This is a genomic window from Lysobacter sp. M2-1, assembly GCF_022662495.1.
GTDB lineage: Bacteria > Pseudomonadota > Gammaproteobacteria > Xanthomonadales > Xanthomonadaceae > JAKPBU01.
In genome coordinates this window covers 66,589-92,937 of sequence record NZ_JAKPBU010000011.1, presented here as the reverse complement: position 1 = coordinate 92,937, position 26,349 = coordinate 66,589, and the positions used below count along the sequence as shown (strand labels likewise).

The window sequence follows — 26,349 nt, the reverse complement described above, 5'->3', positions numbered from 1 at the left end:
ATGGGGCGATGTCCGGTGCGACGGCGGTCTGCGGGCGTGAGCCCGCGCCTCGCCGGAAACGCGAACGCCCGCGCGGTGCGCGGGCGTTCGGTCTGTCGCAAGGGCTCAGGCGCTGCCGCCGCACTTGCCCTCGCCGCACTTGCCTTCCATCTTGGCCTTGTCGCCCTTGGCGTCCATGTGCGCCTTCATCTCGTCGGCGTCGACGAAACCGTCGCCGTTCGAGTCGTGTGACGCGAACTGGTCGTCCTTGCCGTCATGGGCGGCGGCGAACTCGGCCTTGGAGATCTTGCCGTCCTTGTCGGTGTCCATCTTGTCCATTCCGCACTTGCCTTCGCCGCACTTGCCTTCGGCGGTTTTCTCCCCGCCGGGGGCATTCATGTAACCGCCGGCCAGGGCGTTGAAAGCGAAGGAAGAGCCGGCCAGGACCAGACCACCGGCAACCACGAGGGCGAGGGGTTTCTTGTTCATGCGTATGCTCCGCTGGGGCGGGCGCCGCGCCCGCTGGGAGGGGCATCCTACCGCTTTGGCCGGACCTGCGCCCCTGCCGGAAGTGCTGGCGTTTCGGCCTTCCTTAAGGGTTCGTTATTCGACCCCGAAGGTATTGGATTCGTCCCGCTTTTCCCGGGGCGGCAGTACCTGTTCGCCGTGCAGCCGGAACCAAATGTTTTCGGCGATGTTGGTGGCATGGTCGCCGATCCGCTCGAGGTTCTTGGCCATGAACAGCAGGTGCGTGCACGGCGTGATGCTGTGCGCATCCTCCATCATGTAGGTCAGCAGCTCGCGGAACAGGCTGGTGTATTGCGCATCCAGCTCGGCATCCCGGGCGCGTACGCGCAGCGCGGTGTTGTCGTCCAGGTCGCGATACGCCACCAGTACGTCGCGCACCTGTTGCAGGGCCAATTCGCCGAGCGAGCGCAGGCCGCGGGTATGCGGCAGCGGTGGCGTGCGGTTGAGCGTGAGCGAGCGCTTGGCCACGTTGGCCGCGTAGTCTCCGATGCGCTCGATGTCGGCCGAGATGCGCAGCGCCGCCAGGATGATCCGCAGGTCCGCGGCCAGCGGTCCGCGCAGGGCCAGGCGCATCACGTCGTGACTTACCTCGCGCTCGAGCGCATCGATCGCCTCGTCGTTGGCGATGATGCGCTCGGCCGCCTTGTCGTCGCGTCGTTCCACCACGTCCAGGGCGGCACTGAGCTGGGCGCAGGCCATCTCGCCCATGCGCAGGATCTCGCCGGTCAGGCGTTGCTGTTCCTCGTCATGGCTCTTGACGATGTGGTCGTGGGGCTGGTTGTTCATGGTCTGGAATCCTGTGAGCGTCGCTTAAGGTGGTATCCGCAGCCGTCCATGGCGGGCGTTCGGCAAGCTGCGCGGCAATGCCGCGCGGGCAACTGCCTCACCCAAACCGGCCGGTGATGTAGTCCTCGGTCTGCCGCTTCGAGGGATTGGAGAAGATCGTCTCGGTCGTGTCGTGCTCGATCAGGTCGCCCAGGTACATGAAGGCGGTGAAGTCGGACACGCGCGCCGCCTGCTGCATGTTGTGGGTAACGATGGCGATGGTGTAGTCGGCTTTCAGTTCCTCCACCAGCTGCTCGATGCGGCTGGTGGAGATCGGATCCAGGGCCGAGGTGGGTTCGTCGAGCAGCAGCACGTCCGGCTTCAGCGCGACGGCGCGCGCGATGCACAGGCGCTGCTGCTGGCCGCCGGACAGACCCAGCGCGCTCTGGCCGAGCTTGTCCTTGACCTCCTCCCACAGCGCGCCCTGCCGCAGCGCGTGCTCGACCCGGTCGTTCATCTCCGACTTGGACAGTTTCTCGTGATGACGGATGGCATAGGCGACGTTCTCGTAGATGGTCATCGGGAACGGCACCGGCTTCTGGAACACCATCCCCACCTTGCTGCGCAGCCGGTTCATCGGATATTTCGGCGAGAGGATGTTCTCGCCGTCCAGCAGCACCTCACCGGTGGCGGTCATCTTCGGGTACAGGGCATAGATGCGGTTGAAGATGCGCAGCAGGGTCGACTTGCCGCAGCCTGATGGCCCGATCAGCGCGGTCACACGCTTCTCCGGGATCTCCAGGTTGATGTTCTTCAGCGCATGGAACTTGTCGTAGTGAAAGTCGAGCCCGCGTGCGGCCAGCTTCACGGGCGAAGCGTTGGCGGCTGCGCGCTGGGGTGTGGCGATGCGCGGTTTGGATGCGGTGCTGGCGTGGACATCGTTCATGACGGGCGATCCGGTCGGTTTAATCGTGGACCATCTTGTTGCGCAGCACGATGGCGCGCGCGACCAGGCTGATCAGCAGGACGAACAGGGTCAGGACGAAGGCGCCCGCCCAGGCAAGGGTATGCCAGGTGTCGTAGGGACTCATGGCGTACTGGAAGATCACGACCGGCACATTGGCCATCGGCTGGAAGATGTTGGTCGTCCAGTACTGGTTGTTGAGCGCGGTGAACAGCAGCGGTGCGGTTTCGCCGGTGATGCGTGCCAGCGCGAGCAGGATGCCGGTCACGATGCCGGGCAGGGAGGCGCGATAGAGCACCTGCAAGATCACCTTCCATTGCGGTACGCCAAGCGACAGCGCAGCCTCGCGCATCTGCGCCGGAACCAGGCGCAGCATCTCGTCGGTGGTGCGCACCACGACCGGCAGCACGATGAACGCAAGCGCGATGCCGCCTGCGAGCGCGGAGAAATGGCCCATCTGCGCGACCACCACGGTGTAGACGAACAGGCCGAGTACGATCGACGGCGCCGACAACAGGATGTCGTTGACGAAGCGCACGGCCTCGGCCAGCAAGCTGCGCTTGGAGTACTCGGCCAGGAAGGTGCCGGCGAGCACCCCGATCGGAGCACCCATCGCGATGCCCAACAGGCTCATCAACGCGCTGCCGGCGAATGCGTTGAGCATGCCGCCTTCGTCGCCGGGCGGCGGGGTCATCTCGGTGAACAGGGCGAGGTTCAGCGATCCGAGTCCTTTGCTCAGCGTGGTCCACATGATCCACACGAGCCAGAACAGCCCGAAGATCGTCGCCACGGTGGCCAGAATCTGGGCCGCGGCGTTCTTGAGCTGGCGCCGTGCGTGCAGCGAAGTCGACATCAGGTGCCCTCGCGTTTCTGCAGCTGGCGCAGCATCAGCCGCGCCACCGTCAGCACGACGAACGTGACCAGGAACAGGACGAACCCCAGCGCGATCAGCGCGGAGCGATACATCGCAGAATCCGCTTCGGTAAATTCGTTGGCGATGGTGGCGGCGATCGAATTGCCCGGTTCGAGCAGCGACAGGGTCATGAAGTGCGCGTTGCCCAGCACGAACGTCACCGCCATGGTCTCGCCCAGCGCGCGTCCGAGCCCCAGGAAGATCCCGCCGATCACCGCCGAGCGCGTGTAGGGCAGGACCACGTCCCACACGACTTCGGTCTTGGTCGATCCCAGTGCGTACGCGGATTCCTTCAGCCGGCCGGGCACGGTGAGGAACACCTCGCGCATCACCGACGAGATGAACGGGATCACCATGATCGCCAGGACCAGACCGGCGGTGCCCATGCCCAGGCCCAGCGGCGGGCCGGAGAACAGCGTGCCGAGCAGCGGCATCTGGCCCAGGTGGGCATCCACCCAGGGATAGACGTGCTCGGCCAGGAACGGAACCAGCACGAACAGGCCCCACATGCCGTAGATGATCGAGGGGATGCCGGCAAGCAGTTCGATCGCGCTGCCCACCGGGCCGCGCAGCCACTTCGGCGCGATCTCGGTGAGGAACATGGCGATGCCGAAGCTGACCGGCACCGCGATCAGCATCGCGATGAGCGCCGTGACCAGGGTGCCGTAGATCGGCACCAGCGCGCCGAACTGCTGCTGCACTGCATCCCACTGGTCGGTCCAGAGGAATGCGATGCCGAACTTCGCGAAGGCTTCGCGTCCGCCCCACAGCATCGACAGCGCTGCGGCGGCGAGCGACACCAGCACGAAGACGCCGGCAGCCGTGACCAGCCAGCGGAATCCGCGATCGGCACGCTGATCTAGGCGGTCGCGTTCGCTGCTGGGCAGAGGGACTGCGATGCTGTTCATTCGATTGCGTTCCTGGTGCTCATGCACGTCGAACGGTGGCCCGCCTCATGCACGTGGGCCGACTCGATCGTCCTTGCGGTCACGCCTTGATGTCGGAAGCCCAGTACGCTTCGACCTGCTCGACCAGTTCCTTGGGCAGCGGCACGAAGTGCAGCGCATCGGCCTGCGGCTGGCCGTTCTCGAGCGCCCACTTGAAGAAGTCCAGCGCGTTGCGGCTGCGCTTTGCGTCCTTGGGCTGCTTGTACATCAGGATGAAGTTGGTCGCGCTGATCGGCCAGGCCTGGGCCGCGGGCGAGTTGGTGATCACCAGGCTGAAGTCCTTGGCGTTCTTCCAGTCCGCCCCGGCCGCCGCCGCCTGGAAGGTCTCGGCGCTCGGCTGCACCCAGTTCCCGGCCGCGTTCTGCATTGCGGTATAGGCCATGTCGTTCTCGGTGGCGTAGGCCAGTTCCACATAGCCGATCGAACCCTTGATCTGCTTCACGTACGCGGCCACGCCTTCGTTGCCCTTGCCGCCGACGCCGGTGGGCCAGCCGACCGAGGTGCCTTCGCCCACCTTGGCCTTCCATTCCGGACTGACCTTGGACAGGTAGTTGACGAAGTTGAATGTGGTGCCCGAGCCGTCGGAACGATGCACGACGCTGATCTTGGCCGAGGGCAGGGCGACGCCGGGATTGAGCGCGGCGATCGCTGGATCGTTCCAGGTCTTGACCTTGCCTAGGAAGATGTCCGCGACCAGCGGGCCGGTCAGGCGCAGCTTGCCGGGCTCGATCCCTTCCACGTTCACCACCGGCACGACGCCGCCGATGGCGGACGGGAACTGCGCCAGGCCGGACTCGGCCAGTTCCTCGGGTGGCAGCGGCTTGTCGGACGAACCGAAATCCACCGTGCCCGCCTTGATCTGGGCGATCCCGCCGCCCGAGCCGATCGACTGGTAATTGATCTTGGCGCCGGTGGCCTTGTTGTAGTCGTCGGACCACTTCGACAGCAACGGATAGATGAAGGTGGCGCCGGCGCCGGTGATCTCGGCGGTGATCCTGTCGCCGGTCGGCGCCGTCTGGGCGCCAGCGGCCGTGTCGCCGGCTGCAACCGGGGCGTTGTTGTCCGCCGGCTTGCAGGCGGCGAGGGAAACGGCGATCGCCGCGGCGATGAGGGCGACGCGAACGTTCATACGGAACTCCGAGGGCATCGGGCGGCGACTGCCGCCGGGAGCCGCTATGAAATGATGTTTTTGTTACAGCCCAATGACATGCCCTGCGCGTGTGTTCTGCCTGCTCCGGGAGCGGCTTAACCACGTCGTGATGCCGGATCTCGCGTACAACCGGTTCTGCCCGGCGATGCATCGCGCAAAAAAAGCGGGCCCCTAAGGGCCCGCAGTTGCTCACTAAGCGAGAGAAGATTGTTCTGGGTAACGTCCGGGCCCGGATCAATAGGCCATGTTCTGCGACCAGTAGGCCTCGATCTGCGAGACCAGAGCGTCGGGGAGCGGCACGTAATCGAGCTTCTTGGCCTGCTCGTCGCCGTTGGCGTAGACCCATTTGAAGAACTCCTTGGCGGCCTTGGCGCCTTCGACGTTCTTGGGCTGCTTGTACATCAGGATGAAATTGGTCGCGGCGATCGGCCAGGAGTTCTCGCCGGGCGCATCGGTCATCACCAGGTGGAAGTCCGTGGCGCTGGCCCAGTCGGCGCCGGCGGCGGCGGCCTGGAAGGTCTCGTCGCGCGGCTGCACGAAGTTGCCGGCGGCGTTCTTCAGGCGCGAGAACGTGAGCTTGTTCTGCAGCGCGTAGGAGAACTCGACGTAGCCGATCGAACCCTTGATCTGCTTGACATAGGCGGCCACGCCTTCGTTGCCCTTGCCGCCGATGCCCGCCGGCCAGTTCACGCTGGTGCCTTCGCCGACCTTGGACTTCCAGTCGCCGCTGACCTTGGACAGATAGTTGACGAAGTTGAAGGTGGTGCCGGAACCATCTGAGCGATGCACCACTGTGATCTTGCTCGAAGGCAGATTGACGCCGCTGTTCAGCGCGGCGATCGCCGGATCGTTCCAGGTCTTGATCTTGCCCAGGAAGATGTTGGCCAGGGTGGGGCCATCGAGCTTCATCGCGCCTGACTCGACGCCCGGCAGGTTGACCACGGGCACCACGCCGCCGATCGCGGAAGGAAACTGCGCCAGTCCGGCCTTGGCCAGTTCATCGGGAGGCAGCGGCTTGTCCGACGAACCGAAGTCCACGGTACCCGCCTTGATCTGGGCGATGCCGCCGCCCGAACCGATCGACTGGTAATTGATCTTCTTGCCGGTGGCCTTGTTGTAGTCGGCCGACCACTTGGACATGACCGGGTAGATGAAGGTCGCTCCCGCGCCGGTGATGTCGGCGGCGAAGGCATTGGCTGCGAAAGCCGTCGCCAGGGCGAGCGCGGCGACGCGGAATTTCAGGGTCTTGAACACGAAAGCGCTCCAGTGGTGAATGCGGATCAGGGCCGCACTGGCGTGCATTCCATAACGGTTGTGTGACAGTGGCATGCCAGCGGCATGTCGCTCGCGTGACAGTACCTAGGGCCGGCCCCAGTTCCCGGCGTCGATGCGGCACGGGATGCTTCCCGTGTCGGAACCACACGCAAGCAGGAGGCCGCAATGGGGACCGAACTTTCATCCGCGCCGCCCTATCAGGGCAATCCCGACGTCAGCTATACCTCGGTGATGGAGGCGCAGCAGGGACAGGGGCCGGAGGGTCAGCAGGCTCCGGCGGGCACGGTGCCGGTGGCAGTGGAGCCAGGCGATACCATCAGCGGGCTGATGGCCCAGCAGGGTCTCGACTGGAACGACCCTGCGCAGCGCGCGCAGTTCATGGCCGACAACCCGCAGTTTGCGGATGCGGCGGGTGGCCGCAATCCCGACCTGATCTGGCCCGGCGAGGTCCTTTACGTCAGGCCCGTGTCTCCGCACAACGGCGCCGTGCCCGTCGGCGGCCCGGACGGAAACGGGCAGGTCGCCTACCAGAACTATCAGAATGGCCAGCCGGTCGGCGAACCCTACAAAGCCACGCCTGCCGCGAACGGCCAGCCGACGAATGCCGAGACCTTCGCTCCCAACGGCAATGCGATCACCACCGACAAGCAGGGCAATCCAAGGGATGGCTACTTCGTAGTCGACGGCGACAGCCGCGGCAACTGCCGCTGGGTCCGTTTCGAGAATGGGGTTCGAACCGAAGATTCGTTCATGACTTCGCCTTACGACGACACCGCCGATCCGGAGATCGATCCGGCGACAGGGGCAGCGCGGATCGAGACCGACGGAAACGGCATGGCCTTGAACGGACCGGTGAGCAGCACCGAACGCACGCCCGAAGGCACCTACCAGTCCGTGACGTCGCACTACGTCAATGGCGTTGTGGTCCGGACCGAGCGAGGACCCGAGTACGAATGACCGCGGCGCAAGCGCCCTGCGGCCAGCCTCCTGCACAAAAAAAGCGCGGCCTGAGCCGCGCTTTTTGTTTCGTCCGTTTGCTGGGTTGATTACCAGTAGAACTGTGCGCGTGCCTCGATGATGTTCGGATCGTCGCTGACGTCCTCGCGCTCGCTGTTCACCATCACGTAATTCAGCATGAACTTGAAGTTGGAGCGCCAGTACCAGTTCACGCCGGCGGTCCACGCATCCATCTTGCCGCCTTCGACATCGCCGTCGTTCAGGTCGATGGTGTCGTAACGCAGGCCCAGCTGCCACATGCCGCTGGCCGGTTCGCTCGGCAGCGGAGTGGTGGGCACGCCTGCCTTGTACCCCCAGGTCTCGCCGGTGATGTTCCACACCCCGCTGATGTAGCCGCCGGTGCTGGTGTAGTCGCCGCTTTCCATGCGGTCGATGGTGCTGGTGTAGTACTCGCCCTGCAGCTTGAACGGACCGTGCACCCACATCGCCTCGCCGCTGGTGGTGGCGATGCGGTCGGTGTCGGTCATGGTGCCGGCATCGATCAGGCGCACCGTGGCCAGGTCGGCATTCGGGCGCGAGCGCACGCGGAAGGTATCTGCATCGGTGTCGTAGTTCACGTACGCCAGGCCGAAGTGCAGGATGTTGCCGCTCTCGTTGACCGGAGCGAAGTTGCCGCGCACGCCCCAGCCCGAGCCGTGCGCCAGGTTGCGGGTCAGCTCGCGGCCGAAGTAGCTGGCGGTGATGCCCCAGTCGCTGGTGCCATAGCCGTAGGCGGCGCCGAGGCGACGGGCCACGGCGTAGGTATTGGTGACCGCGGCCTTGGAGATGAAGTCGTTGTTCTTGGTCGAGGACAGTTCTTCCAGGCTGTTGGGCTGCTTGTACTGGCCCACCTGCAGGAAGTGGTTGCTGTCACCGCCGAGTTTGTACTTGGCGTTGACGTCCAGGAACTTGTCGGCCTTGGCGTCGTAGCCCAATACCCATTCGAAGTTGCCGGGGCCCTTGCCCTTGAGCACGATCTCGGCGCGGCGCAGCTCGTACTCGCTGTCGTCGCCGTTGGCGCCGACGCCGTTGAGGTCCGCCAGATCGTTGTCGAACCAGTTGCCGTCGGCCTGGACCAGGCCTTCGAGACTGACTTCGGAGCCACCGATCACGTCGATGGCGATTTCCGCGTGGGCGGCGGGCGCGATCGCGGCGAGCAGGGCGACGGCGAGGAGATGGCGGGTGGCTTTCATGTTGGCAATGCCCTTGGGGCCTGGAAGATGAGCCGCAAGGCTAGGGCGTGAATATTTCGTTGCGATGACAACAACGCCGGCTCCACCGTCGCACCGACCTTCAGGCGGTCAAATGCTGCCTCATAAGTTCGTGAGCTTGTCAGGAAATCGACACAATTCGCCATTCGCATGTTCTGGACCGACTGGTTGCGCGCGCGGCCCGGGAGATTCCCGATCCGCCCGTGCATGCTGGCTGCTCACAGAAGAGGACTGTCGCCTGGTGTCTTGTCCGGATAGCGGCACAGGTCGCGGATCACGCACTTCGGGCAATCCGGTTTGCGCGCCCTGCAGGTGTAGCGACCGTGCAGGATGAGCCAATGGTGCGCGTGCAGCCGGTAGGCGTCGGGCACGCGTTTCTCCAGCGCGTCCTCGACCGCGCGCACATCCTTGCCCGGGGCCAGGCCGGTCCGGTTCGAGACCCGGAAGATGTGCGTGTCCACGGCAATGGTGGGCTCGCCGAACGCGACATTCAGCACCACGTTGGCGGTCTTGCGGCCGACGCCCGGGAGCGATTCGAGCGCCTCGCGGCTATTCGGTACCTCGCCGCCATGTCGCTCGATCAGCAGCCGGGACATGGCGATTACGTTGGCGGCCTTGGCGTTGAACAGGCCGATGGTCGAGATGTGGCGCTTCAGGCGTTCTTCGCCCAACGCCAGCATGGCCGCGGGCGTATTGGCGACCGGAAACAGCCGGCGCGTGGCCTTGTTCACGCCTACGTCGGTGGCCTGGGCGGACAGGATGACCGCGACCAGCAGCTCGTAGGGGCTGGAGTACTCGAGTTCCGTCGCCGGCTCGGGGTCGAGTTCGGCCAGTCGGGCGAAGAGCTCCTCCACTTCCGCCGCGGACAGCTGCGCGGTGCGGCGCGGCTTGCGCGCGGCACTCAAGGCTTGCCGGCCCTGGTCCTGGCCCGGGCCAGCGCCGCGGCAGCAGCGGGAGGCAGTGCCGATACGGGCGGGAGTCTTCTGCTTGCGCGTTCTTCGGCGCGTCGCTGCAGGCGCTGCTCGCGGGTGCGGAAGCGCTGACGCGCCTCCAGTGCCTTCAATCGGGAGGCGCGGGTCGACGAAAGCATGGCGATCTGTTCCAGGGAAATCCCCATGGAGCGAGCGCAATCCTCGCAGCCGTTCCAGTCCAGCAGGCCGCGGTCTAGCGCCAGGGCCACGTCGCCCTGCGCCAGCGCCTCCGCGACGCGAGGCAGGGCGTCAGCTTGCCCGGTGTCGATACCCATGCCGCAGCGGCTGCAAGCCGACATCGTTCAATGCCCCGCGAACGCCGGCTTGCGCTTTTCCAGGAAGGCGCGCGTGCCTTCGCGCATGTCCTGGGTGGCGAACACCAGCCCGAATTGCGCGGATTCGTATTCCAGGCCTTCCTCGATGCCGCATTCGCCGCCGATGTTGACGCAGTCGAGCATGCTGCGCAGCGCATGCGGCGCTGAACTGGCGAGCTGGTTTGCTAGCTGCATCGTTTCCGCTTCGAGTTCGGCCGCCGGAATTACCCGGTTGACCACGCCCAGCTGCAGTGCGCGGTTTGCGTCGATTGGCGCGCCGGTGAGGCACAGTTCCAGGGTCGCCGCGCGTCCGGCCAGACGCAGCAAGCGCTGAGTGCCGCCGAAACCCGGGATCAGACCGAGGTTGATTTCCGGCTGCCCGAGCCTGGCCGTGTCGGCGGCGACGCGCAGGTGACAGCACATCGCCAGTTCCAGGCCGCCGCCCAAGGCGAATCCATTGATCATCGCGATCACCGGTTTGGGCATGCGCTCGGCCCGTCGCATCATGCGCTGTCCGCGCAGCGAGAAATCGCGTGCTTCCATCGGCGTCAGATCCGCCATCTCGGCAATGTCGGCACCGGCGACGAAGGCCTTCGGCCCCGACCCCGTCAGCACCACCACCCGCACCGCCGCATCCGCCGCGGCCTGGTCGAATGCGCGGTGCAGCGCCTCCAGGGTTGAAGCATTCAGGGCGTTGAGCTTGTCGGGGCGATCGATGGCGATGACGCGCACGGCGCCGTGATCGGCGATCTTCAGGACGTTGTCGGACATTGTGAAAGGCTCGTAAATCGGGGTTCGGACGCGGAACTTGTCAGGCCCGGCGCAGTCGTAGGGGGTCGGTGTCAGTGGCGGTTAAGCCGGCTGCCCGGTATCCTAGCGTGTCCATTTCGAGTTACGTGCCCTCGGCGCCACGCGCCCGCACACCCCACCTGGAGGTTGTACCGCATGAAGTTGCGTTTGCTTGCCGCCGCGTTGACGGCCATTACCCTGACCGCCGGCGCTGCCAGCGCGCAGGACACCGCGTCCGAGAAGGGCAAGCTGAGCTACGCGCTTGGCTACGACCTCGGCCGCAATCTGGTCGAGAGCGGTGAACAGGTGGATCTGGCCACGGTTTACAAGGGCGTGCAGGACGGCTTCGGCAAGAAGCAGCCGACCGTGCCGGTGGAGCAGCTGCGCACGGCCGTGCAGGCCATGCAACAGCGCCAGCTGGCCAAGGCCAAGGCCCAGTTCGACAAGGCTTCGGCCGAGAACAAGACCAAGTCCGATGCATTCCTGGCCCAGAACAAGGCCAAGGCGGGCGTGAAGAGCCTGCCTAGCGGCGTGCAGTATCGCGAGGTGGAGAAGGGCTCGGGCGCCAAGCCGACCCAGAACAGCGACGTACAGCTGCAGTACAAGGGTTCGCTGGCCGACGGTCGTACGTTCGTCGATACCAACACGCCGCAGCAGGGCCAGCCGGCAGGACCGGTGACCATGAAGGTCAGCCAGATCCCGCTGACCGGCCTGCGCGAGGCGCTGGTCATGATGCCCGCGGGCGCCCGCTGGGAAGTGGTGCTGCCGGCCGACAAGGCCTACGGCAACACGCCGCAGTCTCCGATCGGCCCGAACCAGGCTGTCGTCTTCGACGTCAAGCTGGTGAGCGTGAAGTAAGCCCGAACGCAGCAGGTCGCCCGCCTCGGCGGGATGCGGTGAATCAACCTGCTGGTTTCATGGACCTGCTGGCGCCGACCACGAAGGTCGGCGCTTTGCTATCCGGAAGATGAGTTCCTTCTATCCCCCGTATCGCGCTGTTCTGAGCCCGTGCACCGGCGTATGCATGCTGGGCGAGGACGGTTATTGCCTGGGCTGCCATCGCACCGGCGCGGAGATCGCCAGCTGGCTTCAGATGGGTGACGACGAACGGTTGCGACTGATGGAGACCGAGCTGCCGCAGCGCGAAGCAGGTCGCGGATGAGTCCACATGCGGCCCGGATCGATGCGATCCGGCGTGCACTGCATCCGCCGCACGCCATCCCGACGGGTCCGGCCTGGAACCAGGCGGAACTGGAGGGTTTGCTGCCAGGTAACAGCGCCCTGGTTCCCGCGGCCGTACTGGTGGGCCTCGTGGCCAGGACCGATGCGCTCAATGTGCTGCTGACCCTGCGCACCGACGATCTGCGCAACCACGCCGGTCAGGTGAGCTTTCCGGGTGGACGGGTCGAGGCAGCCGATCCGGGCCCGGCAGCGGCAGCGCTGCGCGAAGCCCGCGAGGAGATCGGCCTGCAGCCGGCCCAGGTGGAGCCGCTCGGCTGGCTGGATCCGCTGGCCACGATCACCGGGTTCCGGGTGCTGCCGCTCGTGGGTCTGGTGCATGGGGACGCGGAACCGGTTCCCGACCCGCGCGAGGTTGCCGCGGTGTTCGAGGTCCCGCTGGCGCACCTGCTCGCCCCCGCCAACCTGCGACGGGTGCCGATCGACTATCGTGGACGCACGCGGTACGTGCTGGAATATCTACCGCACGACGGAGGGGCCCGGATCTGGGGAGCCACGGCGTCGATGCTGCACAACTTCATGGACCGGATGGACCGGCGCGCCTCCTGAGCGCGCGTTGGTGCGCCAGACAAGAGAAGGGATCCCAATGGCAGGTTGGACCACGCTGGTACAGGCCGAAACGCTGGCGATCGCTCTGCAGCGCGACGACGTGATCGTTGTCGACTGCCGTTTCAGCTTGGTGGATCCGAACGCGGGGGAGTCCGCCTACCGGGAGGCGCACATTCCGGGCGCGGTGTATGCGCATCTGGAAAGCGACCTTGCCGCGCCGGGCCAGGCAGGCGCCGGGCGCCACCCGTGGCCTGATGCCGAACAGTTTCGCGCGCGGCTGGAGCAATGGGGTATCAACGCCCAAAGCCAGGTCGTGGCTTATGACGATGCCGATGGCGCCTATGCGGCGCGCTTGTGGTTCCTGCTGCGCGTGTTCGGCCATGAGAAGGTCGCCGTGCTCGATGGCGGCTGGAAGCGCTGGACTTCATTGGGCCTGCCGTCGGAAAGCTTCACTCAGCGTCGGCTGCCGACCTCCTATCGCGGCGCTTTCGATCCGGCGCGACTCGTCGATGCCGGGCAGGTACAGGCGCATGTGGAGGCTGGTGGCCTGCTGCTGGACGCGCGGGCCGCTGAGAGGTTCCGCGGCGAGCAGGAGCCTATCGACCGGGTCGCAGGCCATGTGCCGGGCGCGGTCAACCGCCCCTATGCCGACAACCTGAGCGCTGGCCGGTTCAAGCCGCCGGCCCAGCTCGCGGACGAATACCGCGCCCTGATGCGGGGACGTGCCCCGGAGGACGTGGTCGCGATGTGCGGTTCGGGCGTGACCGCCTGCCATCTGCTGCTGGCAATGGAACGCGCCGGCCTGAAGGGGGCGAAGCTCTACCCGGGCTCCTGGAGCGGATGGATCGGCGATCCGTCGCGGCCGGTCGCCACCGGCGACTGACCGGATCGGGCCGACCGGTCCGGCCCATTCGCACCGCATCGCCGGCGCCGGACTATTTGCCCAGCTTCGCCACCAATGCGCGCAGTCCCGCCTGTGTGTCGGGTGCGCTCCAGGCGTCGAGGAACGTCTCCAGGCGAATGCGTTCGGGCGCCAGCGCCGCGACCAGGTCTGCGCGGGCGATGGCGCGGGTCTGCAGCATCGGCGTGCGCGGCAGCTGCAGCAGCGGTTCGAGCCAGGCGCGGGCGCGCTGGGCGACGTGATCGATGTCGGTCAGCTCGTCCACCAGGCCCAGGGCCAGCGCGGTCTCCGAGTCGACCATCTCCCCGCCGACCAGCAGCCGTTCCGCGCGATATGGACCGACCACGCGCCGCATCAGGTGCTGGATGCCCTCCGGAGCGACCAGCCCGACCTGGGTTTCGTTCAGGCCGATCCGGTACGGCCCCGAGGCCATCACCCGGTAATCGCAGCACAGCGCCAGCACGCAGCCGCCGGCGGGGGCGTGTCCGGCGATCGCCGCGACCACCGGCACCGCACTGTTGGCCAGCGCGCGCGCCGCCTGGAAAAACGCGTCCCAGGCTGCGGCGAGCGCAGCGCGGTTCTCGCCCAAGGCCAGCAGGAAGGGCACGTCCAGGCCGGCGGAGAAGACCTTCGGCCCGCCAGACAACACCAGTCCTTGCGCTCCCGCCGCCGCAGAACCGGTGATCGCACTCGTCAGTGCGCCGCACAGGTCCGGGTTCAGCGCATTGACTGGTGCACGGGCCAGCCGCAACTCGTGGATGGTGCCGTGATCGATGGTTTCGACGAATGTCATGGATGGTGCGTCATGGACGGATGCCGGGTGCCCAGCGGTAGCGGGCAGTGTAGGTGACGCGTGCCTCACCGTTGGCGGGCACCGTAACTTCGAACTCGGCGCGGTGGGCGTCGCGTTTCTTCGCCGGCACGCTGCTGTCGACGATCTCCCATGCGCTCCAGCGCGGGATCGGCTCGACCACCAGCACCGGCGTGGCAATCGGCTTGGCGTTCTTCAGCGTAATGGAGAAGGACTCGGTCATCGTGCGCCCGGTGCGATCGACGCGGAACGCGGTGCGCTCACGTTCGGCGGTCAGGTCGAACGCAGTGCCCACTTCGAGCCGGATCTGCGCACCCTTCGGCGTGTGCGCCAGCGTCGATTCGCCGAGGAAGTCGCGTCCGTCGAAGACGCGAACGCGGCCGCCCGGCAGGGCGCGATCGAGCGCCGAGGCCTTGTCCTTGTTCAGCGAGACGGTGCTCTTTACCGGCTGCGGTCCGGTCTGGTTGTTGAAGCCGGGTTCGATCAGCGGCTGCGGTGGTTCCCACAGCCCGATTTCGGGCGTGGTCTCGTAGGCACGTTCGCAGGCGACGTCGTTCAGCCGTGCGAACAACGGCACCCGTTCGGTGCTGCCATTGGCGATCTCGAAGCCGCCTGGCAGCTCGTAGGCGTGGTATTCGCCCGAAGTGCGTTCCTGCGGCACGTTGCCCGCCATCTGTTGCATCTCGGGTGCCGCGGAAGCCGCCGCGTCGTACCCGAATTCTTCGCGCTGACGCTGTTCGCGCGCCGGCTGACCGGCGACCAGCGTCAGTCTCGCATCACCGAAGGTGACGCCAGAACGGTTCGCCACCAGCGCCGCGCCGTCGAGATCGAGCCTGCAGCCACCGCCAGGCACCAGCGTGGCCAGGTATTCCGCGCGCCAGGCCATGCCGCCCATCGGATAGGACAGTTCGAAGCGGCCTTCGCCGGACTTCGCCGACTGCACGGTCCATTGCAGGGCCGCCTGTTGCGGTATGAGCGCTTCGGCTTCGACCAGGCTGAAGTTGTCGTACTCGCGAATCACCTTGATCCGCCCGTCGTTCAGCGCGAGGGTCAGCCCGTCGCTGGCGCTGACCAGGGTGCCGGTGTCGGTTTGCTTGGCGCCGCCGGAGGTGTGTTCGACCGTCACTCTCCTGCCGGCTGCAGCGGCCAGCACGTCGCGCGAACCTTTCGGTGGGGCGATATAGCGCTGCGACAGGATGCCGATGCCTGCGCCCAGCGGCCGCAGTGTCACGGCTTCGGCATCCATCGCGCGCGGGACGCCGGTGGCGCTGATGCGATTGACGCCGGACTTCAACGTGTATTTCAGCGCACGCTCCACCAGCACGAAACCGGGTGCCGGCCCCTGGAAATCGGCGCCGGCGGCGAGCTGTTCGTAATCGCCGCTGTAGATCGTCAGGTGGGTGCCGGGCTGGGCGGCTTGCGGACTCCTGGACGCCGCGAGGGGGAGCGGGTCCGCTCTGTCGGACTGCGGTGCCGCAGAAGGCGATGCTTGTTCGCGGGTACAGCCTGCCATGGAGCAGGCGAGGGCAAGCAGGGGTAGCGCACGATGCATGAGCGGTTCCTGTGAGGCCTGTCGTTATGATAGGCCGATGAACGCTCATCGCTTGGCTTCGGGGTTGGCTGCGTTTTGGATGTGTTGCATCGCGTTGAGCGCATGCGCAAGCGATTGCGCGCCGCGGGTGCGCGAGGGCTGGGTCAGGCTCACGCCAGGCGGCATGCCGATGCACGCCGGGTTCGGCCGGATCGAGAATTCCTGCGCATCGGCGGTGACGATCGTGGCCGCGAGCAGTCCGGCTTACGCCAGCGTGGAGTTGCATGAAACACGCATCGATGGCGGCGTGAGCCGGATGCGCGCGGTCCCCACGCTGCGGATCGCCCCAGGCGATGCCGCAGTGCTCAAGCCCGGCGGGCTACATTTGATGCTGATGCAGCCGAAAGCAGCGCTCAAGCCGGGCAGCAAGGTGGCGATCGAGTTCGAGCTGGCCAGCGGCGGCAAGCTGCTCGGCGAATTCGAGGTGCGCAAGCCGGCGTTGTAGGCGCGTCGCTTTAGCGCGACTGGAGAGCTGGTGAGGCGGTCGCGTCGAAGCGGCGCTCCTACAGCTCCTGCATGGACACGGCCTTCCGGATCGAGTCCGGCAACGGCCGTGGACGCCCGCTGGCACGATCGATCCACACCGCGACCACGTGACCATCGCAATACAGGATCGTTCCATCGTCGCTGGCGATGGCATGGCCGATCGTGACGCTGCTCGTGCCGACGCGATCGACGAACAGCTGCACGACGACCTCCGACGGATACGGAATCGGCTGCCGGTAATTGAGCTGGACCGCCGCAAGCAGCGGCGCGAACTCGTCGGTCACCCAGGCCTCGCCGATGGAGTCGAACCAGCGGATCCGCGCTTCCTCCAGGTAGGTGAGGAAGTTCGAGTTGTTGACGTGATTGAACGCATCCAGGTCGCCCCAGCGCAGTTGCAGCGGCAAGCGGAACAGGGCGGTGCGGTTGTCGAGGCTCATGCGGGCAGGATGTGGGAGGAAGAAAACAGTGACTGCTGGCGGCGCGCGCGCAGCGCCCGCCGCGTTGCTCAGGCCGCCGACCTGCGCCTGGCAGGCTTGGTGTCCAGGTTAAGCGCCTTGGCCAGGAACCGGCCGGTGTGCGATTGCGGCATCCGCGCGACGTCCTCGGGTGTGCCTTCGGCGATGATCTGGCCGCCACGATGGCCGCCTTCCGGACCCAGGTCGACGATCCAGTCGGCGGTCTTGATCACGTCGAGGTTGTGCTCGATCACCACGATCGTGTTGCCGTCGTCACGCAGCTTGTGCAGCACGGTCAGCAGGTGCTCGATATCGTGAAAATGCAGACCGGTGGTCGGCTCGTCCAGGATGTAGAGCGTGCGCCCGGTGTCGCGCCGCGACAGTTCCTTCGACAGCTTCACCCGCTGCGCTTCGCCGCCGGAAAGGGTCGTGGCACTCTGGCCCAGCTTGATGTAGCTCAGGCCCACGTCCACCAGGGTCTCGAGCTTGCGTGCGATGCTGGGGACCGGTTCGAACAGCTTGAGTGCGTCCTCGACCGTCATCTCGAGCACGTCGTGGATGCTGTGTCCCTTGTACAGGATCTCCAGTGTCTCGCGGTTGTAGCGCTTGCCATGGCACACGTCGCAGGGCACGTACACGTCGGGCAGGAAGTGCATCTCGACCTTGATCAGGCCATCGCCCTGGCAGGCTTCGCAGCGACCGCCGCGCACGTTGAAGGAAAAGCGGCCCGCGGCATAACCGCGTGCGCGCGATTCGGGCACCTGCGCGAACAGCTCGCGCAGCGGCGTGAACAGGCCGGTGTAGGTGGCGGGATTCGAGCGCGGCGTGCGGCCGATCGGCGACTGGTCGATGTCCACCACCTTGTCGAACAGGTCCAGCCCCTGCACGTCGCGGTAAGGCGCGGGCTTGTGCGAGGCACCGTTGATCTCGTTCGCGGCCAGTGCGTACAGCGTGTCGTTGATCAGAGTCGACTTGCCGGAACCGGAAACACCGGTGATCGCGGTGAACAGGCCGGCCGGGATTTCGACGTCCACGTTCTTGAGGTTGTTGCCCGAGGCACCCTGCAGCGTCAGCAGCATCTTGCGGTTGGGCTTGTGCCGCGATTTCGGCACCGCGATCTGGCGCTTGCCGCTGAGGTACTGGCCGGTGACCGAACGCGGCGCCTTGAGCACGTCCTCGAACGAGCCCTGCGCCACCACCTCGCCGCCGTGCACGCCGGCGCCCGGGCCGATGTCGACGATGTGGTCGGCCAGGCGGATCGCATCCTCGTCGTGCTCGACCACGATCACCGTGTTGCCCAGGTCGCGCAAGCGGGTGAGCGTGCCCAGCAGGCGCTCGTTGTCGCGCTGGTGCAGGCCGATCGAAGGCTCGTCGAGCACATACATCACGCCGACCAGGCCGGCGCCGATCTGGGAGGCGAGGCGGATGCGCTGCGCTTCGCCGCCGGAAAGCGAATCGGCCTTGCGTTCCAGGGTCAGGTAGTCGAGTCCGACGTCGACCAGGAAGCTCAGCCGCTCGGCGATTTCCTTGACGATCTTGGACGCGACCTCGCCACGCCAGCCGGACAGGGTCAGCTGGCCGAAGAACGCCAGCGCCTCGTCGATCGGCAGCACCACCAGGTCCGGCAGCGGCCGGTCGGCGACGAACACGTTGCGGGCGGAGCTATTCAGGCGCGCGCCGCCGCATTCGGTGCAGGGGCGTTCGCTGATGTATTTACTCAGTTCCTCGCGCACCGCGGACGATTCGGTCTCGCGGTAGCGCCGCTCCAGGTTCGGCACGATGCCTTCGAACTTGTGCTTGCGCTGATGGCGGCTGCCCGAATCGGAGATGTAGGTGAAATTCACCACATCGCGGCCGCTGCCATAGAGCACGGCCTGACGCACGTCCTCGTCCAGATCCTGCCAGGCGGTGTCGACCTTGAAGCCGTAATGCTTGGCCAGCGACTGGATCATGTGGAAGTAATACGCGTTGCGACGGTCCCAGCCGCGCACCGCGCCGGCGGCCAGCGACAGCTCGGGATGCACGACCACCCGTGCTGGGTCGAAGAATTGCGCCACGCCCAGACCATCGCAGGTGGGGCAGGCGCCGACCGGCGAGTTGAACGAGAACAGCCGCGGTTCCAGCTCCGGCAGCGAGTAGTCGCAGACCGGGCAGCTGTACTTGGAGGAGAACAGGATCGGGGCCGCGGTCTCGTCGTCCATCGACGTGACCAGTGCGCTGCCTTCGCCCAACTTCAGCGCGGTCTCGAAGGATTCGGCCAGGCGCTGCTTGAGATCCTCGCGCACCTTGAAGCGGTCGATCACCGCTTCGATGGTGTGCTTGACCCGCAGGGCTAGCGGCGGGACCGCATCGATCTCATGCAGTACGCCGTCGACCCTGACCCGCACGAAGCCCTGGGCGCGCAGCTGGTCGAAGACCTGGGCGTGCTCGCCCTTGCGATCGCGCACCACTGGCGCCAGCAGCATCCAGCGCGTGTCGCGGGTCTGCTCGTCCGCCCCCAGTGCCAGCACGTGATCCACCATCTGGCTCACGGTCTGCGCTTCGAGCGGGTAGCCGTGGTCGGGGCAGCGCGGGATGCCCACGCGCGCGTACAGCAGGCGCAGGTAGTCGTAGATCTCGGTGATCGTGCCCACGGTAGAGCGCGGATTGTGCGAGGTCGACTTCTGCTCGATCGAAATCGCCGGGCTGAGCCCTTCGATGTGATCGACGTCGGGCTTCTCCATGACGCTCAGGAACTGGCGCGCATAGGCCGACAGCGATTCCACGTAGCGACGCTGGCCCTCGGCGTAGATCGTGTCGAAGGCCAGCGAGGACTTGCCCGAGCCGGACAGTCCGGTGATCACGATCAGCCGCTCGCGCGGCAGGTCGAGATCGAAATTCTTGAGATTGTGCGTCCGCGCGCCGCGGATGCGGATCGTATCCAGCGCCATCAATGGGTCCGGGTTGCTGCGGAGAAGGGCATCACGCCCGCGAACGCCGGGCGATCGACCAGCGTAGCGACTGGGTGAGGTGGGGGCAAACTTGCCATTCGGCAAGATCGCCTGGCGGCGTCTCGCCCGCTGAGACGGCGGGTTGTGCGGCGCGGTTCAGTCGACGGGCGTGGGCGCCGCCGGTCCGGCCTCGCCTTCCGCAACCGGCTCGGTGCCGGTCGCAGGCTGGTCCGTCGCAGCGTCCAGCGGCGGCGCGATCGTGAATTCGACGATGTCGGCCTTGCCTCCACCGTTTGGCTCCGCCACGACGGCCTCGACCTGGTCCGCCCCGATGCCGCGCAGCGCCAGCTGGGTGGCGATCGCTTCGGCGCGCTGTCGGGCAATGGCAGCGCCTTCGCCGTCGCGCTCCGGGTAAACCCGCAGTCGCAGCCGCGCGACCGGTCCAGCAGCGCGGATCGCGCGCGCGCCGCGCGCCAGGCCTTCGATGCTGGCAGGGACGAGCAGGCCACTGTTGTCGTGGAACCGGATTGGAATGGCGTTCAAGAAGGCAAGCAGTCCGTCCCGATCGCCCCGCTCCGGTAGCGCCTGGCGCAGGTCGACGCCCATGAACTGTCCCGCCAACGCATACCCGGGATACAGGCGCTGTGCCTGCCTGAGCAGGGTCGCCCGGTGCTCCTGGCTGAGTTCGCCGATAAGCTCGATCCGTTTGCCCTGCAACTGCAGCTGCCCGCCGCTGCGCCTCAGGGCGCCCGCCAATGGGCCCAGCTCCGCGGCCCAGGGCGGGGGCAGGGTGGCCGGGTCCACGTCGATCGTGCCCTGCGCCGGTCCGGTGCCGTCCAGCGCATCGGTCAGCCGCCGGCGCGTGGCGGCGTCTGCGACGACTCCCAGATAGCGCAACGTGCTGCCCTCGGCGACCAGGGTCAGGCTGGCCTCGGCTTTCGGAATCGGCGTGTGCGGCAGCTCGGAAGCCTGCTGTGGGCGGCTGCAGCCAGCGATCACGGCCATCAGCCCGGCCAACGCAGCGACGAGCGCTGTGCGTCCGCGGCAGGCGGTGGCATACGGGATCGTGGGTGTCATCGGGTAGCGTCTGCGCCGGCTCGCGGCCGCGATGGAATCCGCACCTTACGACAGAGCGCATGACGCGCGACACCTTTGCGCGGTGCAACACCCTGTCAGGGCGTCGCCTGGGCGTTCACCAATGGTGAGGACTGTCCACTGCCCGGCCTGGCGTTGGCGGCCGCAGGCTCGGCTCGCGCCAGGCCCCTCGGTACGACCTCGGCCAGGGCGAATTCGACACGCCCGGCTTTGCCAGCCGGGCCGCCGTCCAGCACGGTCGCATCGAGCCTGCCGGGACCGATGCCGCGGATCGCCAGCTGCACCTTGATGGAGTTCGCGCGCTGGAAGGCGATGTCGCGGTCGTAGTCCGGCATGTCGCTGCGTTCCGGGTGAACGCCCACCTGCAGGCGGAGCTCAGTGTCCGCCGCCTGGATTGCGCGTGCGGCGCGGCTGAGGCCATCCAGACTGCCGGGGGAAACCACCCCGCTGTCGGCCTGGAACGAGATCGGGATGCGGTTGAGGAGGGCCAGCAAGGCAACGTGGTCATCCCCCTCAGGCAGCGCGTGATTGGTATCGACGCCTTCGAACAACCCGGTCAGCGCATGGTCCGGATAGAGTTCGCGCGCCTTGCGCAGCAGAGCGGCCCGGTTTTCGTCGGGCACCGCACCGCTGAGTTCGATGCGCTTGCCCCGGAAATCGAGCATGCCGCCGGGCACGCGGAAAACGAGGAACAGCTTGTCGAGCGCGCCCACCCAAGGCGCCGGATGGGTATTGGGGTCGAGCGCGATCGTGCCTTGGGCATCGCGGCCGTAGACCGATTCGAGACTGCGCAACAAGGACTCGCGCGTCGCCTGGTCCGCCACGATGCCTTCGAAATGGTAGCGCCCGCTGTTGTTGGCCACGGTCAGCCGCGCGTCCGTCTTCGGCAATGGACTGACCTGTGGTGCCTGCGCGAGTTCTCCGCTCGGCTGCTGCCCGCAGCCGGTGCCGATGACGAGCAGCGCAACCACTGCGAACGGCTGCGCAGCACGCAGCGCGGATCGTATGACCGTGCGGGCCTGAAGCGGAAGCGTAACAGCAGACATGTCGCCCCTCATGCTGGAAGTACTGGCAAGTCGAGGGCCCGGCGAACCGGGCCCTCGTACTGGCGGCAGTCAACGTCGCGAGTTGAACTCGATCTCGACCTCGTCCGAGCACTCTTCGGTGCCCTTGTTGCAGATCATGTAGGTCTTGGTGCCGGTGCCCACGATCCGGAAGATGTCGGTATACGCTCCGGTGTTGCGAGTGGTGGCATAGATCGCGCCGTCGCGGTAGATATCCACCTGGCGCTTGCCCGCATCCCAGGTCAGCAGCACCCGGGTGCGGTGTCCGGACAGCTGGGTCACCGTGGCCGCTTCGCCGCGCGGCCAGTTGGCATCCACGAAGCTCGGATATAGCGAAACGCCGGTCGCGGCGGAGAAGCCCTTGATCCGCACGTAGTAGGTGCCGCTCTCCGGCGCGGGGAAGTAGCAGGTTTCCTCGTTCCCGGAGCGGAACGGCCGGCAGTCGTAGGCCGTGTCGGTCGGTCGCTGGCCCCGGCGAACGTACATGTCGGCATCGCCGGTGCCGCCGGACATGCCGAAGAACAATTGCGACGCGCCGTTGGGCACCTGCAGTTCGTAGACGATGTCCGTGCCTTGGGCGACCTGGATTCCGGTCACCACCACGCCGTTCTGCAGCGGGATGCCCGGCGGCGGCGGCGGCGGCGGCGGGGGATCCGGCGGCAGCGGCTCGGATCCATTGGCCACCGCGATCGCCGCGCGCGCGTCGATGATGCCGGTGCCGCAGGGCTTGTCATAACTGCACCCGCCGGCGAAACCGCCGTTCGCGTAGGCGGTGTTTTCGAGAATTTCCTCGATCACATCGGGCGTCTTCGGCGTGTCGGCTGCGGCTTGCATCAGCGCGACAGTCCCGGCGACGTGCGGCGCCGCCATGGAGGTGCCCGCATACCAGGCATAGCCTTCGGTCGTCGGTCCCTGCGTGCCCAGGTTGAGTGTAGACAGCACGTTGTCTTCTGCCGGCGCCACCCCCGATCCGCCCGGGGCCGCCACGTCGACCAGGTTGCCAAAATTGGAATAACCCGCGAGCGCGCCGGTCGGACCGACCGCGGATACCGCGATCACGTTCTCGCAGTTGGAAGGGGTGTGGCCCGCGACGTCGCTGCTGCCGTTGCCGGCCGCAGTGACGATCGTGGTGCCGCGGGAGACCGCTCCGTCGATCGCGTCCTGCATCGCCACGGGGCAGGCGCCGCCGCCGCCGAGACTGAGGTTGATCACCTCGGCCGGGGTGGCGTTGTCCGGGACGTTGGCGACGCTGCCGCCTGAGGCCCAGGTCACTGCGTCGACGATGTCGGAGAAGAAGCCGCCGCACTTACCCAGCACGCGCACCGGCTGCACCCGCGCGCCCGGAGCCACGCCGGCCACGCCCGCGCCGTTGTTGGTCGCCGCGGCCACGGTGCCGGCGACGTGGGTGCCGTGCCAGCTGCTGTCCTCGGGGATGCCGAAGATGTTGCATTCGCCGTCGTGCCAGTCGCCCGGATCGCTGGGGTCGGCGTCGCGGCCGTCGCCGTCGACAGCGGTGTCGATGTCGGCGATGAAGTCGTAGCCGGCCACTTTCTGACCGTCGAGTTCGGAATGCGCGGTGATGCCGGTATCGAGCACCGCGACCACCACGCCGTCGCCCTGGCTGAGGTCCCACGCCGGCTCCAGATTGATCCCGCCGGCACCATTGCCGTAATGCCACTGCTGCGTGTACAGCGGATCGTTCGGGACGAAGGCGGGCTTCACGCGGGCGTCGATGTCGACCGCACGCACGTTCGGATCCTTGAGCAACTCGATCATCAGGCGTTTGGCGGCGGCCCTGCCGAGCTTGCGCTCGGTCCGGATCAGGCTCGCGCCGGTCGCCAGAGTGCGGACCGGCCTGATGCGCACGCCGAGCGCGACCGCTGCTTTGGACAGGGCCTCGTTGCGCGTAGCCGCGGTGAGCCGGGCGCCGCCGTCGCGATAGGTAACGATGAAGCGGTCGGTGCTGACCTGCTGTTTGGCCGCGAGCTGCGAACTGGCCGGCAGGCCGCGTTGGGCGAAGGTCGCCAGCTTGCCGCCGGAGTAAGCCACCGGGGCGATGAACACCGCGGTCGCCACGGCAAGCGCCGTGAGACCGGTGGAACGGGTGATGCGGATCATGCTTCTCTCCCGAACATCGTGAAGGGGCGTCCCGAGGGTCCCCCCTGTCCTTCGGGAAGTGCCTGATCGCCCCGCCATCCCGGCGGGGCACAATTGGTTGTAGGAATCGACCCGGACGACCCCGTTTGACCCACCCAGCGGTACGCGGCTGGGCATCCCCATCCCGGCGCCAGCGTTCAGGACCCGCTCGGCTGGCGTTCAGGTTTGACGACGCAGCCGATTCTCGATCGGCGCGGCGGTCCTGCAAGCTGGGGCTGACCCTAGGATCGACCGCGGATGCCGGCCGCCGCCGCTGTCGCGCCTGGTTGCCTGCCTGCGCGCCTTGCTGCAACTCGTTGTTCTGGATACAATTCCGCTTCTGTCCGCCCGGCTTTGCACCGGGCAGGGCGGGTCACCATTAGAAGAACTACAGAAGGAAACACCCATGTACGCAGTCCTCGTCACGGGCGGTAAGCAGTACCGCGTGATGCAAGGCGAGACGATCCGCGTCGAGAAGCTCGACGTCGAAGCCGGCAAGGAGATCAGGTTCGATCAGGTCCTGATGCTCGGCGACGGCGAAGGCGTGAAACTCGGCGATGCGCTCAAGGGCGCGCTGGTCACCGCCACCGTCAAGTCCCACGGCCGCGCCGACAAGGTGCGTATCGTGAAATTCCGCCGCCGCAAGCATCATCGCAAGCAGATGGGCCACCGGCAGCACTACACCGAAATCGAGATCACCGGTATTTCCGGTGACGGCGACAAATCCGATAAGAGCAGGTAAGGAGCAGCAGCCATGGCACACAAGAAGGGCGTAGGTTCCTCGCGCAACGGCCGCGACTCCAACCCGAAGTACCTGGGCGTCAAGATCTACGGGGGCCAGTCGATCGAAGCGGGCAACATCATCATCCGCCAGCGCGGCACCCAGTTCCATCCGGGCATGGGCGTCGGCCTGGGCCGCGACCACACGCTGTTCGCGCTGGTCAACGGGACGGTGGAGTTCTCGACCAAGGGCAAGGAAAAGCGTCGCACGGTCAGCGTGGTGACGGCCGCCTGATCCCGGCGACATCCGCGGAAAACCCCGCTTCGGCGGGGTTTTTCATTTGCGGAGGGCGCAATTGCCGCCTTGCCTTGGAGCGCCGGTGAAGCCGCGCTCGGACGACCCACTAGAATTCGCTGAACCCCGCTCACCGAACCTCGATTCCCACCAGCAATGAAACTCGTCGACGAAGCCGAAATCACAGTCACCGCCGGAAACGGCGGCAACGGCTGCGTGAGCTTCCGTCGCGAGAAGTTCATCCCGCTGGGCGGGCCGGACGGTGGCGACGGCGGCAAGGGCGGCGATGTCTGGCTGCAGGCCGACGAAAACCTCAACACCCTGGTCGACTTTCGCCACCAGAAGCAGTTCCGTGCACGCCGCGGCGAAGGCGGCATGGGCAGCCAGATGTACGGGAAGGGCGGCGAAGACGAGGTTATCCCGGTGCCGGTGGGCACAGTCGTGCACAACGTCGATACCGATGAGGTCATCGGCGACCTGACCGAGCACGGGCAGCGTCTGCTGGTTGCGCGCGGCGGGCATGGTGGCCTGGGCAACATGCACTTCAAGAGTTCGGTCAACCGGTCCCCGCGCCGCTCGACGCCTGGGGGCGAGGGCGAGCAGCGCACGTTGCGGCTGGAGCTGAAGCTGCTGGCCGACGTGGGTCTGCTCGGCTTTCCCAATGCCGGCAAGAGCACCTTCATCCGCGCCGTGTCGGCAGCCACGCCCAAGGTGGCCGACTATCCGTTCACCACGCTCTATCCCAACCTTGGCGTGGTCAGCGTCGAGCCGCATCGCAGCTTCGTGATCGCCGATATTCCCGGCCTGATCGAAGGCGCCGCCGACGGCGCCGGCCTGGGCAGCGTGTTCCTGCGTCATGTGCAGCGCACGCGGCTGCTGCTGCACCTGGTGGACATCGCGCCGATGGAAGGCGGGGTGGAAGCCAGCCCGGTCGAGCAGGTCCGTGCGATCGAGCACGAACTGCGCAAATATGACCCGGCGATGCTCGACAAGCCGCGCTGGCTGGTGCTCAACAAGTCGGACCTGATGTTCGAAGACGAAGCGCGCACGCTTGCCGAGCAAGTGGTCGCCGAGCTGGGCTGGACGCAACCCTGGTTTCTGACCTCGGCGATCGGCCGCGAAGGCACATGGCCGGTCATGCTGGCCGTACAGACCTTCCTGGACCGGCAGCGTGAAGAAGAACAGGAAGCGAACGGGTGAGCGCTGGCGCGGCCGCCTTGCCACGGCATCGCCGCGGCGGTGCAACGCAGGCAACAAAAAACCCGGCCGGGGCCG

The 26,349-nt window shown here is 66.7% G+C and carries 25 protein-coding genes and 1 pseudogene; 8 read left to right on the top strand and 18 right to left on the bottom strand.

Annotated elements, in window-relative coordinates; genetic code table 11:
* Nucleotides 1-105 precede the first annotated feature (105 nt).
* The 7 genes from MC375_RS15705 to pstS (MC375_RS15675) form a co-directional block, all read right to left on the bottom strand.
* The gene (locus MC375_RS15705) at nt 106-468 is read right to left on the bottom strand and encodes a hypothetical protein (protein WP_242104363.1); all 363 of its coding nucleotides are present in this window, start codon (nt 466-468) and stop codon (nt 106-108) included.
* Nucleotides 469-582: 114 nt separating this feature from the next.
* Nucleotides 583-1,293, bottom strand: a complete 711-nt coding sequence (gene phoU, locus MC375_RS15700; RefSeq protein ID WP_242104362.1) for a phosphate signaling complex protein PhoU — start codon at nt 1,291-1,293, stop codon at nt 583-585.
* A 97-nt stretch (nt 1,294-1,390) separates the two neighbouring features.
* Complete coding sequence (gene pstB, locus MC375_RS15695; protein WP_242104361.1) at nt 1,391-2,218, bottom strand: phosphate ABC transporter ATP-binding protein PstB; 828 nt, start codon at nt 2,216-2,218, stop codon at nt 1,391-1,393.
* A 19-nt stretch (nt 2,219-2,237) separates the two neighbouring features.
* Nucleotides 2,238-3,089 (bottom strand): phosphate ABC transporter permease PstA, encoded by an 852-nt coding sequence (pstA, locus tag MC375_RS15690; protein WP_242104360.1) that lies wholly within the window; start codon nt 3,087-3,089, stop codon nt 2,238-2,240.
* Nucleotides 3,089-4,057, bottom strand: coding sequence for a phosphate ABC transporter permease subunit PstC (gene pstC, locus MC375_RS15685; RefSeq protein ID WP_242104359.1), 969 nt, complete (start codon nt 4,055-4,057; stop codon nt 3,089-3,091). Before pstC ends, pstA begins: the two co-directional genes overlap by 1 nt.
* Nucleotides 4,058-4,136: 79 nt before the next feature.
* Nucleotides 4,137-5,225, bottom strand: a complete 1,089-nt coding sequence (gene pstS / locus MC375_RS15680; RefSeq protein ID WP_242104358.1) for a phosphate ABC transporter substrate-binding protein PstS — start codon at nt 5,223-5,225, stop codon at nt 4,137-4,139.
* Between the two features lie 255 nt (nt 5,226-5,480).
* Entirely contained in the window at nt 5,481-6,548 is a 1,068-nt protein-coding gene (pstS, locus tag MC375_RS15675; protein ID WP_242104633.1) for a phosphate ABC transporter substrate-binding protein PstS, read from the bottom strand.
* Between the two features lie 138 nt (nt 6,549-6,686).
* Between pstS (MC375_RS15675) and MC375_RS15670 the strand changes: the two genes are divergently transcribed.
* A complete protein-coding gene (locus tag MC375_RS15670) occupies nt 6,687-7,478 on the top strand; it encodes a hypothetical protein (protein ID WP_242104357.1) in 792 nt (263 codons plus the stop codon).
* An 89-nt stretch (nt 7,479-7,567) separates the two neighbouring features.
* Here the strand turns inward: MC375_RS15670 and MC375_RS15665 are convergent, their stop codons facing one another.
* The 4 genes from MC375_RS15665 to MC375_RS15650 form a co-directional block, all read right to left on the bottom strand.
* A complete protein-coding gene (locus tag MC375_RS15665; protein WP_242104356.1) occupies nt 7,568-8,710 on the bottom strand; it encodes an OprO/OprP family phosphate-selective porin in 1,143 nt (380 codons plus the stop codon).
* Between the two features lie 236 nt (nt 8,711-8,946).
* Nucleotides 8,947-9,633, bottom strand: a complete 687-nt coding sequence (nth, locus tag MC375_RS15660; protein ID WP_242104355.1) for an endonuclease III — start codon at nt 9,631-9,633, stop codon at nt 8,947-8,949.
* Nucleotides 9,630-9,974, bottom strand: a complete 345-nt coding sequence (locus MC375_RS15655) for a hypothetical protein (RefSeq protein WP_242104354.1) — start codon at nt 9,972-9,974, stop codon at nt 9,630-9,632. Before MC375_RS15655 ends, nth begins: the two co-directional genes overlap by 4 nt.
* 27 nt (nt 9,975-10,001) lie before the next feature.
* Entirely contained in the window at nt 10,002-10,784 is a 783-nt protein-coding gene (locus tag MC375_RS15650) for an enoyl-CoA hydratase-related protein (RefSeq protein ID WP_242104353.1), read from the bottom strand.
* 174 nt (nt 10,785-10,958) lie between these two features.
* On the opposite strand from MC375_RS15650, the gene MC375_RS15645 reads away from it, so the two are divergent.
* From MC375_RS15645 to MC375_RS15635, 3 genes and pseudogenes are all read left to right on the top strand, one after another.
* Complete coding sequence (locus tag MC375_RS15645) at nt 10,959-11,660, top strand: FKBP-type peptidyl-prolyl cis-trans isomerase N-terminal domain-containing protein (RefSeq protein ID WP_242104352.1); 702 nt, start codon at nt 10,959-10,961, stop codon at nt 11,658-11,660.
* A 109-nt stretch (nt 11,661-11,769) separates the two neighbouring features.
* Nucleotides 11,770-12,590 (top strand): annotated as a pseudogene (locus MC375_RS15640) (DUF1289 domain-containing protein).
* Nucleotides 12,591-12,627: 37 nt separating this feature from the next.
* Nucleotides 12,628-13,473: a sulfurtransferase gene (locus tag MC375_RS15635; protein WP_242104632.1), complete on the top strand. Its 846-nt coding sequence runs from the start codon at nt 12,628-12,630 to the stop codon at nt 13,471-13,473.
* Nucleotides 13,474-13,525: 52 nt separating this feature from the next.
* Here MC375_RS15635 and MC375_RS15630 read toward each other — a convergent pair whose 3' ends face one another.
* Nucleotides 13,526-14,284: an enoyl-CoA hydratase/isomerase family protein gene (locus MC375_RS15630; protein ID WP_242104351.1), complete on the bottom strand. Its 759-nt coding sequence runs from the start codon at nt 14,282-14,284 to the stop codon at nt 13,526-13,528.
* Nucleotides 14,285-14,294: 10 nt separating this feature from the next.
* Nucleotides 14,295-15,854 carry a DUF4139 domain-containing protein gene (locus MC375_RS15625; RefSeq protein ID WP_242104350.1) on the bottom strand — a complete coding sequence of 520 codons (1,560 nt, stop codon included), beginning with the start codon at nt 15,852-15,854 and terminating at the stop codon, nt 14,295-14,297.
* Nucleotides 15,855-15,891: 37 nt separating this feature from the next.
* On the opposite strand from MC375_RS15625, the gene MC375_RS15620 reads away from it, so the two are divergent.
* On the top strand, nt 15,892-16,338 hold the full coding sequence (locus MC375_RS15620; RefSeq protein WP_242104349.1) for a copper chaperone PCu(A)C: 447 nt from the start codon (nt 15,892-15,894) through the stop codon (nt 16,336-16,338).
* A 58-nt stretch (nt 16,339-16,396) separates the two neighbouring features.
* Here the strand turns inward: MC375_RS15620 and MC375_RS15615 are convergent, their stop codons facing one another.
* The 5 genes from MC375_RS15615 to MC375_RS15595 form a co-directional block, all read right to left on the bottom strand.
* Nucleotides 16,397-16,816 carry a thioesterase family protein gene (locus MC375_RS15615; protein ID WP_242104348.1) on the bottom strand — a complete coding sequence of 140 codons (420 nt, stop codon included), beginning with the start codon at nt 16,814-16,816 and terminating at the stop codon, nt 16,397-16,399.
* A gap of 68 nt (nt 16,817-16,884) precedes the next feature.
* Complete coding sequence (gene uvrA, locus MC375_RS15610; protein ID WP_242104347.1) at nt 16,885-19,764, bottom strand: excinuclease ABC subunit UvrA; 2,880 nt, start codon at nt 19,762-19,764, stop codon at nt 16,885-16,887.
* 156 nt (nt 19,765-19,920) lie between these two features.
* On the bottom strand, nt 19,921-20,841 hold the full coding sequence (locus MC375_RS15605; protein ID WP_242104346.1) for a hypothetical protein: 921 nt from the start codon (nt 20,839-20,841) through the stop codon (nt 19,921-19,923).
* Between the two features lie 95 nt (nt 20,842-20,936).
* Nucleotides 20,937-21,905: a hypothetical protein gene (locus tag MC375_RS15600; protein ID WP_242104345.1), complete on the bottom strand. Its 969-nt coding sequence runs from the start codon at nt 21,903-21,905 to the stop codon at nt 20,937-20,939.
* 69 nt (nt 21,906-21,974) lie between these two features.
* Complete coding sequence (locus MC375_RS15595) at nt 21,975-24,041, bottom strand: S8 family peptidase (RefSeq protein WP_242104344.1); 2,067 nt, start codon at nt 24,039-24,041, stop codon at nt 21,975-21,977.
* Nucleotides 24,042-24,465: 424 nt separating this feature from the next.
* On the opposite strand from MC375_RS15595, the gene rplU reads away from it, so the two are divergent.
* From rplU to cgtA, 3 genes are all read left to right on the top strand, one after another.
* On the top strand, nt 24,466-24,801 hold the full coding sequence (gene rplU / locus MC375_RS15590) for a 50S ribosomal protein L21 (RefSeq protein ID WP_242104343.1): 336 nt from the start codon (nt 24,466-24,468) through the stop codon (nt 24,799-24,801).
* 12 nt (nt 24,802-24,813) lie between these two features.
* Nucleotides 24,814-25,074 (top strand): 50S ribosomal protein L27, encoded by a 261-nt coding sequence (gene rpmA, locus MC375_RS15585; protein WP_242104342.1) that lies wholly within the window; start codon nt 24,814-24,816, stop codon nt 25,072-25,074.
* Nucleotides 25,075-25,230: 156 nt separating this feature from the next.
* Nucleotides 25,231-26,274: an Obg family GTPase CgtA gene (cgtA, locus tag MC375_RS15580; RefSeq protein WP_242104341.1), complete on the top strand. Its 1,044-nt coding sequence runs from the start codon at nt 25,231-25,233 to the stop codon at nt 26,272-26,274.
* Nucleotides 26,275-26,349 lie beyond the last annotated feature (75 nt).

Excerpts from the sequence above, each read along its gene's own strand:
- MC375_RS15705 (WP_242104363.1), bottom strand. The coding sequence starts at position 468 with ATGAACAAGAAACCCCTCGCCCTCGTGGTTGCCGGTGGTCTGGTCCTG.
- phoU (WP_242104362.1), bottom strand. The coding sequence starts at position 1,293 with ATGAACAACCAGCCCCACGACCACATCGTCAAGAGCCATGACGAGGAA.
- pstB (WP_242104361.1), bottom strand. The coding sequence starts at position 2,218 with ATGAACGATGTCCACGCCAGCACCGCATCCAAACCGCGCATCGCCACA.
- pstA (WP_242104360.1), bottom strand. The coding sequence starts at position 3,089 with ATGTCGACTTCGCTGCACGCACGGCGCCAGCTCAAGAACGCCGCGGCC.
- pstC (WP_242104359.1), bottom strand. The coding sequence starts at position 4,057 with ATGAACAGCATCGCAGTCCCTCTGCCCAGCAGCGAACGCGACCGCCTA.
- pstS (WP_242104358.1), bottom strand. The coding sequence starts at position 5,225 with ATGAACGTTCGCGTCGCCCTCATCGCCGCGGCGATCGCCGTTTCCCTC.
- pstS (WP_242104633.1), bottom strand. The coding sequence starts at position 6,548 with ATGCACGCCAGTGCGGCCCTGATCCGCATTCACCACTGGAGCGCTTTC.
- MC375_RS15670 (WP_242104357.1), top strand. The coding sequence starts at position 6,687 with ATGGGGACCGAACTTTCATCCGCGCCGCCCTATCAGGGCAATCCCGAC.
- MC375_RS15665 (WP_242104356.1), bottom strand. The coding sequence starts at position 8,710 with ATGAAAGCCACCCGCCATCTCCTCGCCGTCGCCCTGCTCGCCGCGATC.
- MC375_RS15655 (WP_242104354.1), bottom strand. The coding sequence starts at position 9,974 with ATGGGTATCGACACCGGGCAAGCTGACGCCCTGCCTCGCGTCGCGGAG.
- MC375_RS15650 (WP_242104353.1), bottom strand. The coding sequence starts at position 10,784 with ATGTCCGACAACGTCCTGAAGATCGCCGATCACGGCGCCGTGCGCGTC.
- MC375_RS15645 (WP_242104352.1), top strand. The coding sequence starts at position 10,959 with ATGAAGTTGCGTTTGCTTGCCGCCGCGTTGACGGCCATTACCCTGACC.
- MC375_RS15635 (WP_242104632.1), top strand. The coding sequence starts at position 12,628 with ATGGCAGGTTGGACCACGCTGGTACAGGCCGAAACGCTGGCGATCGCT.
- MC375_RS15630 (WP_242104351.1), bottom strand. The coding sequence starts at position 14,284 with ATGACATTCGTCGAAACCATCGATCACGGCACCATCCACGAGTTGCGG.
- MC375_RS15625 (WP_242104350.1), bottom strand. The coding sequence starts at position 15,854 with ATGCATCGTGCGCTACCCCTGCTTGCCCTCGCCTGCTCCATGGCAGGC.
- MC375_RS15620 (WP_242104349.1), top strand. The coding sequence starts at position 15,892 with ATGAACGCTCATCGCTTGGCTTCGGGGTTGGCTGCGTTTTGGATGTGT.
- MC375_RS15615 (WP_242104348.1), bottom strand. The coding sequence starts at position 16,816 with ATGAGCCTCGACAACCGCACCGCCCTGTTCCGCTTGCCGCTGCAACTG.
- uvrA (WP_242104347.1), bottom strand. The coding sequence starts at position 19,764 with ATGGCGCTGGATACGATCCGCATCCGCGGCGCGCGGACGCACAATCTC.
- MC375_RS15605 (WP_242104346.1), bottom strand. The coding sequence starts at position 20,841 with ATGACACCCACGATCCCGTATGCCACCGCCTGCCGCGGACGCACAGCG.
- MC375_RS15600 (WP_242104345.1), bottom strand. The coding sequence starts at position 21,905 with ATGTCTGCTGTTACGCTTCCGCTTCAGGCCCGCACGGTCATACGATCC.
- MC375_RS15595 (WP_242104344.1), bottom strand. The coding sequence starts at position 24,041 with ATGATCCGCATCACCCGTTCCACCGGTCTCACGGCGCTTGCCGTGGCG.
- rplU (WP_242104343.1), top strand. The coding sequence starts at position 24,466 with ATGTACGCAGTCCTCGTCACGGGCGGTAAGCAGTACCGCGTGATGCAA.
- rpmA (WP_242104342.1), top strand. The coding sequence starts at position 24,814 with ATGGCACACAAGAAGGGCGTAGGTTCCTCGCGCAACGGCCGCGACTCC.
- cgtA (WP_242104341.1), top strand. The coding sequence starts at position 25,231 with ATGAAACTCGTCGACGAAGCCGAAATCACAGTCACCGCCGGAAACGGC.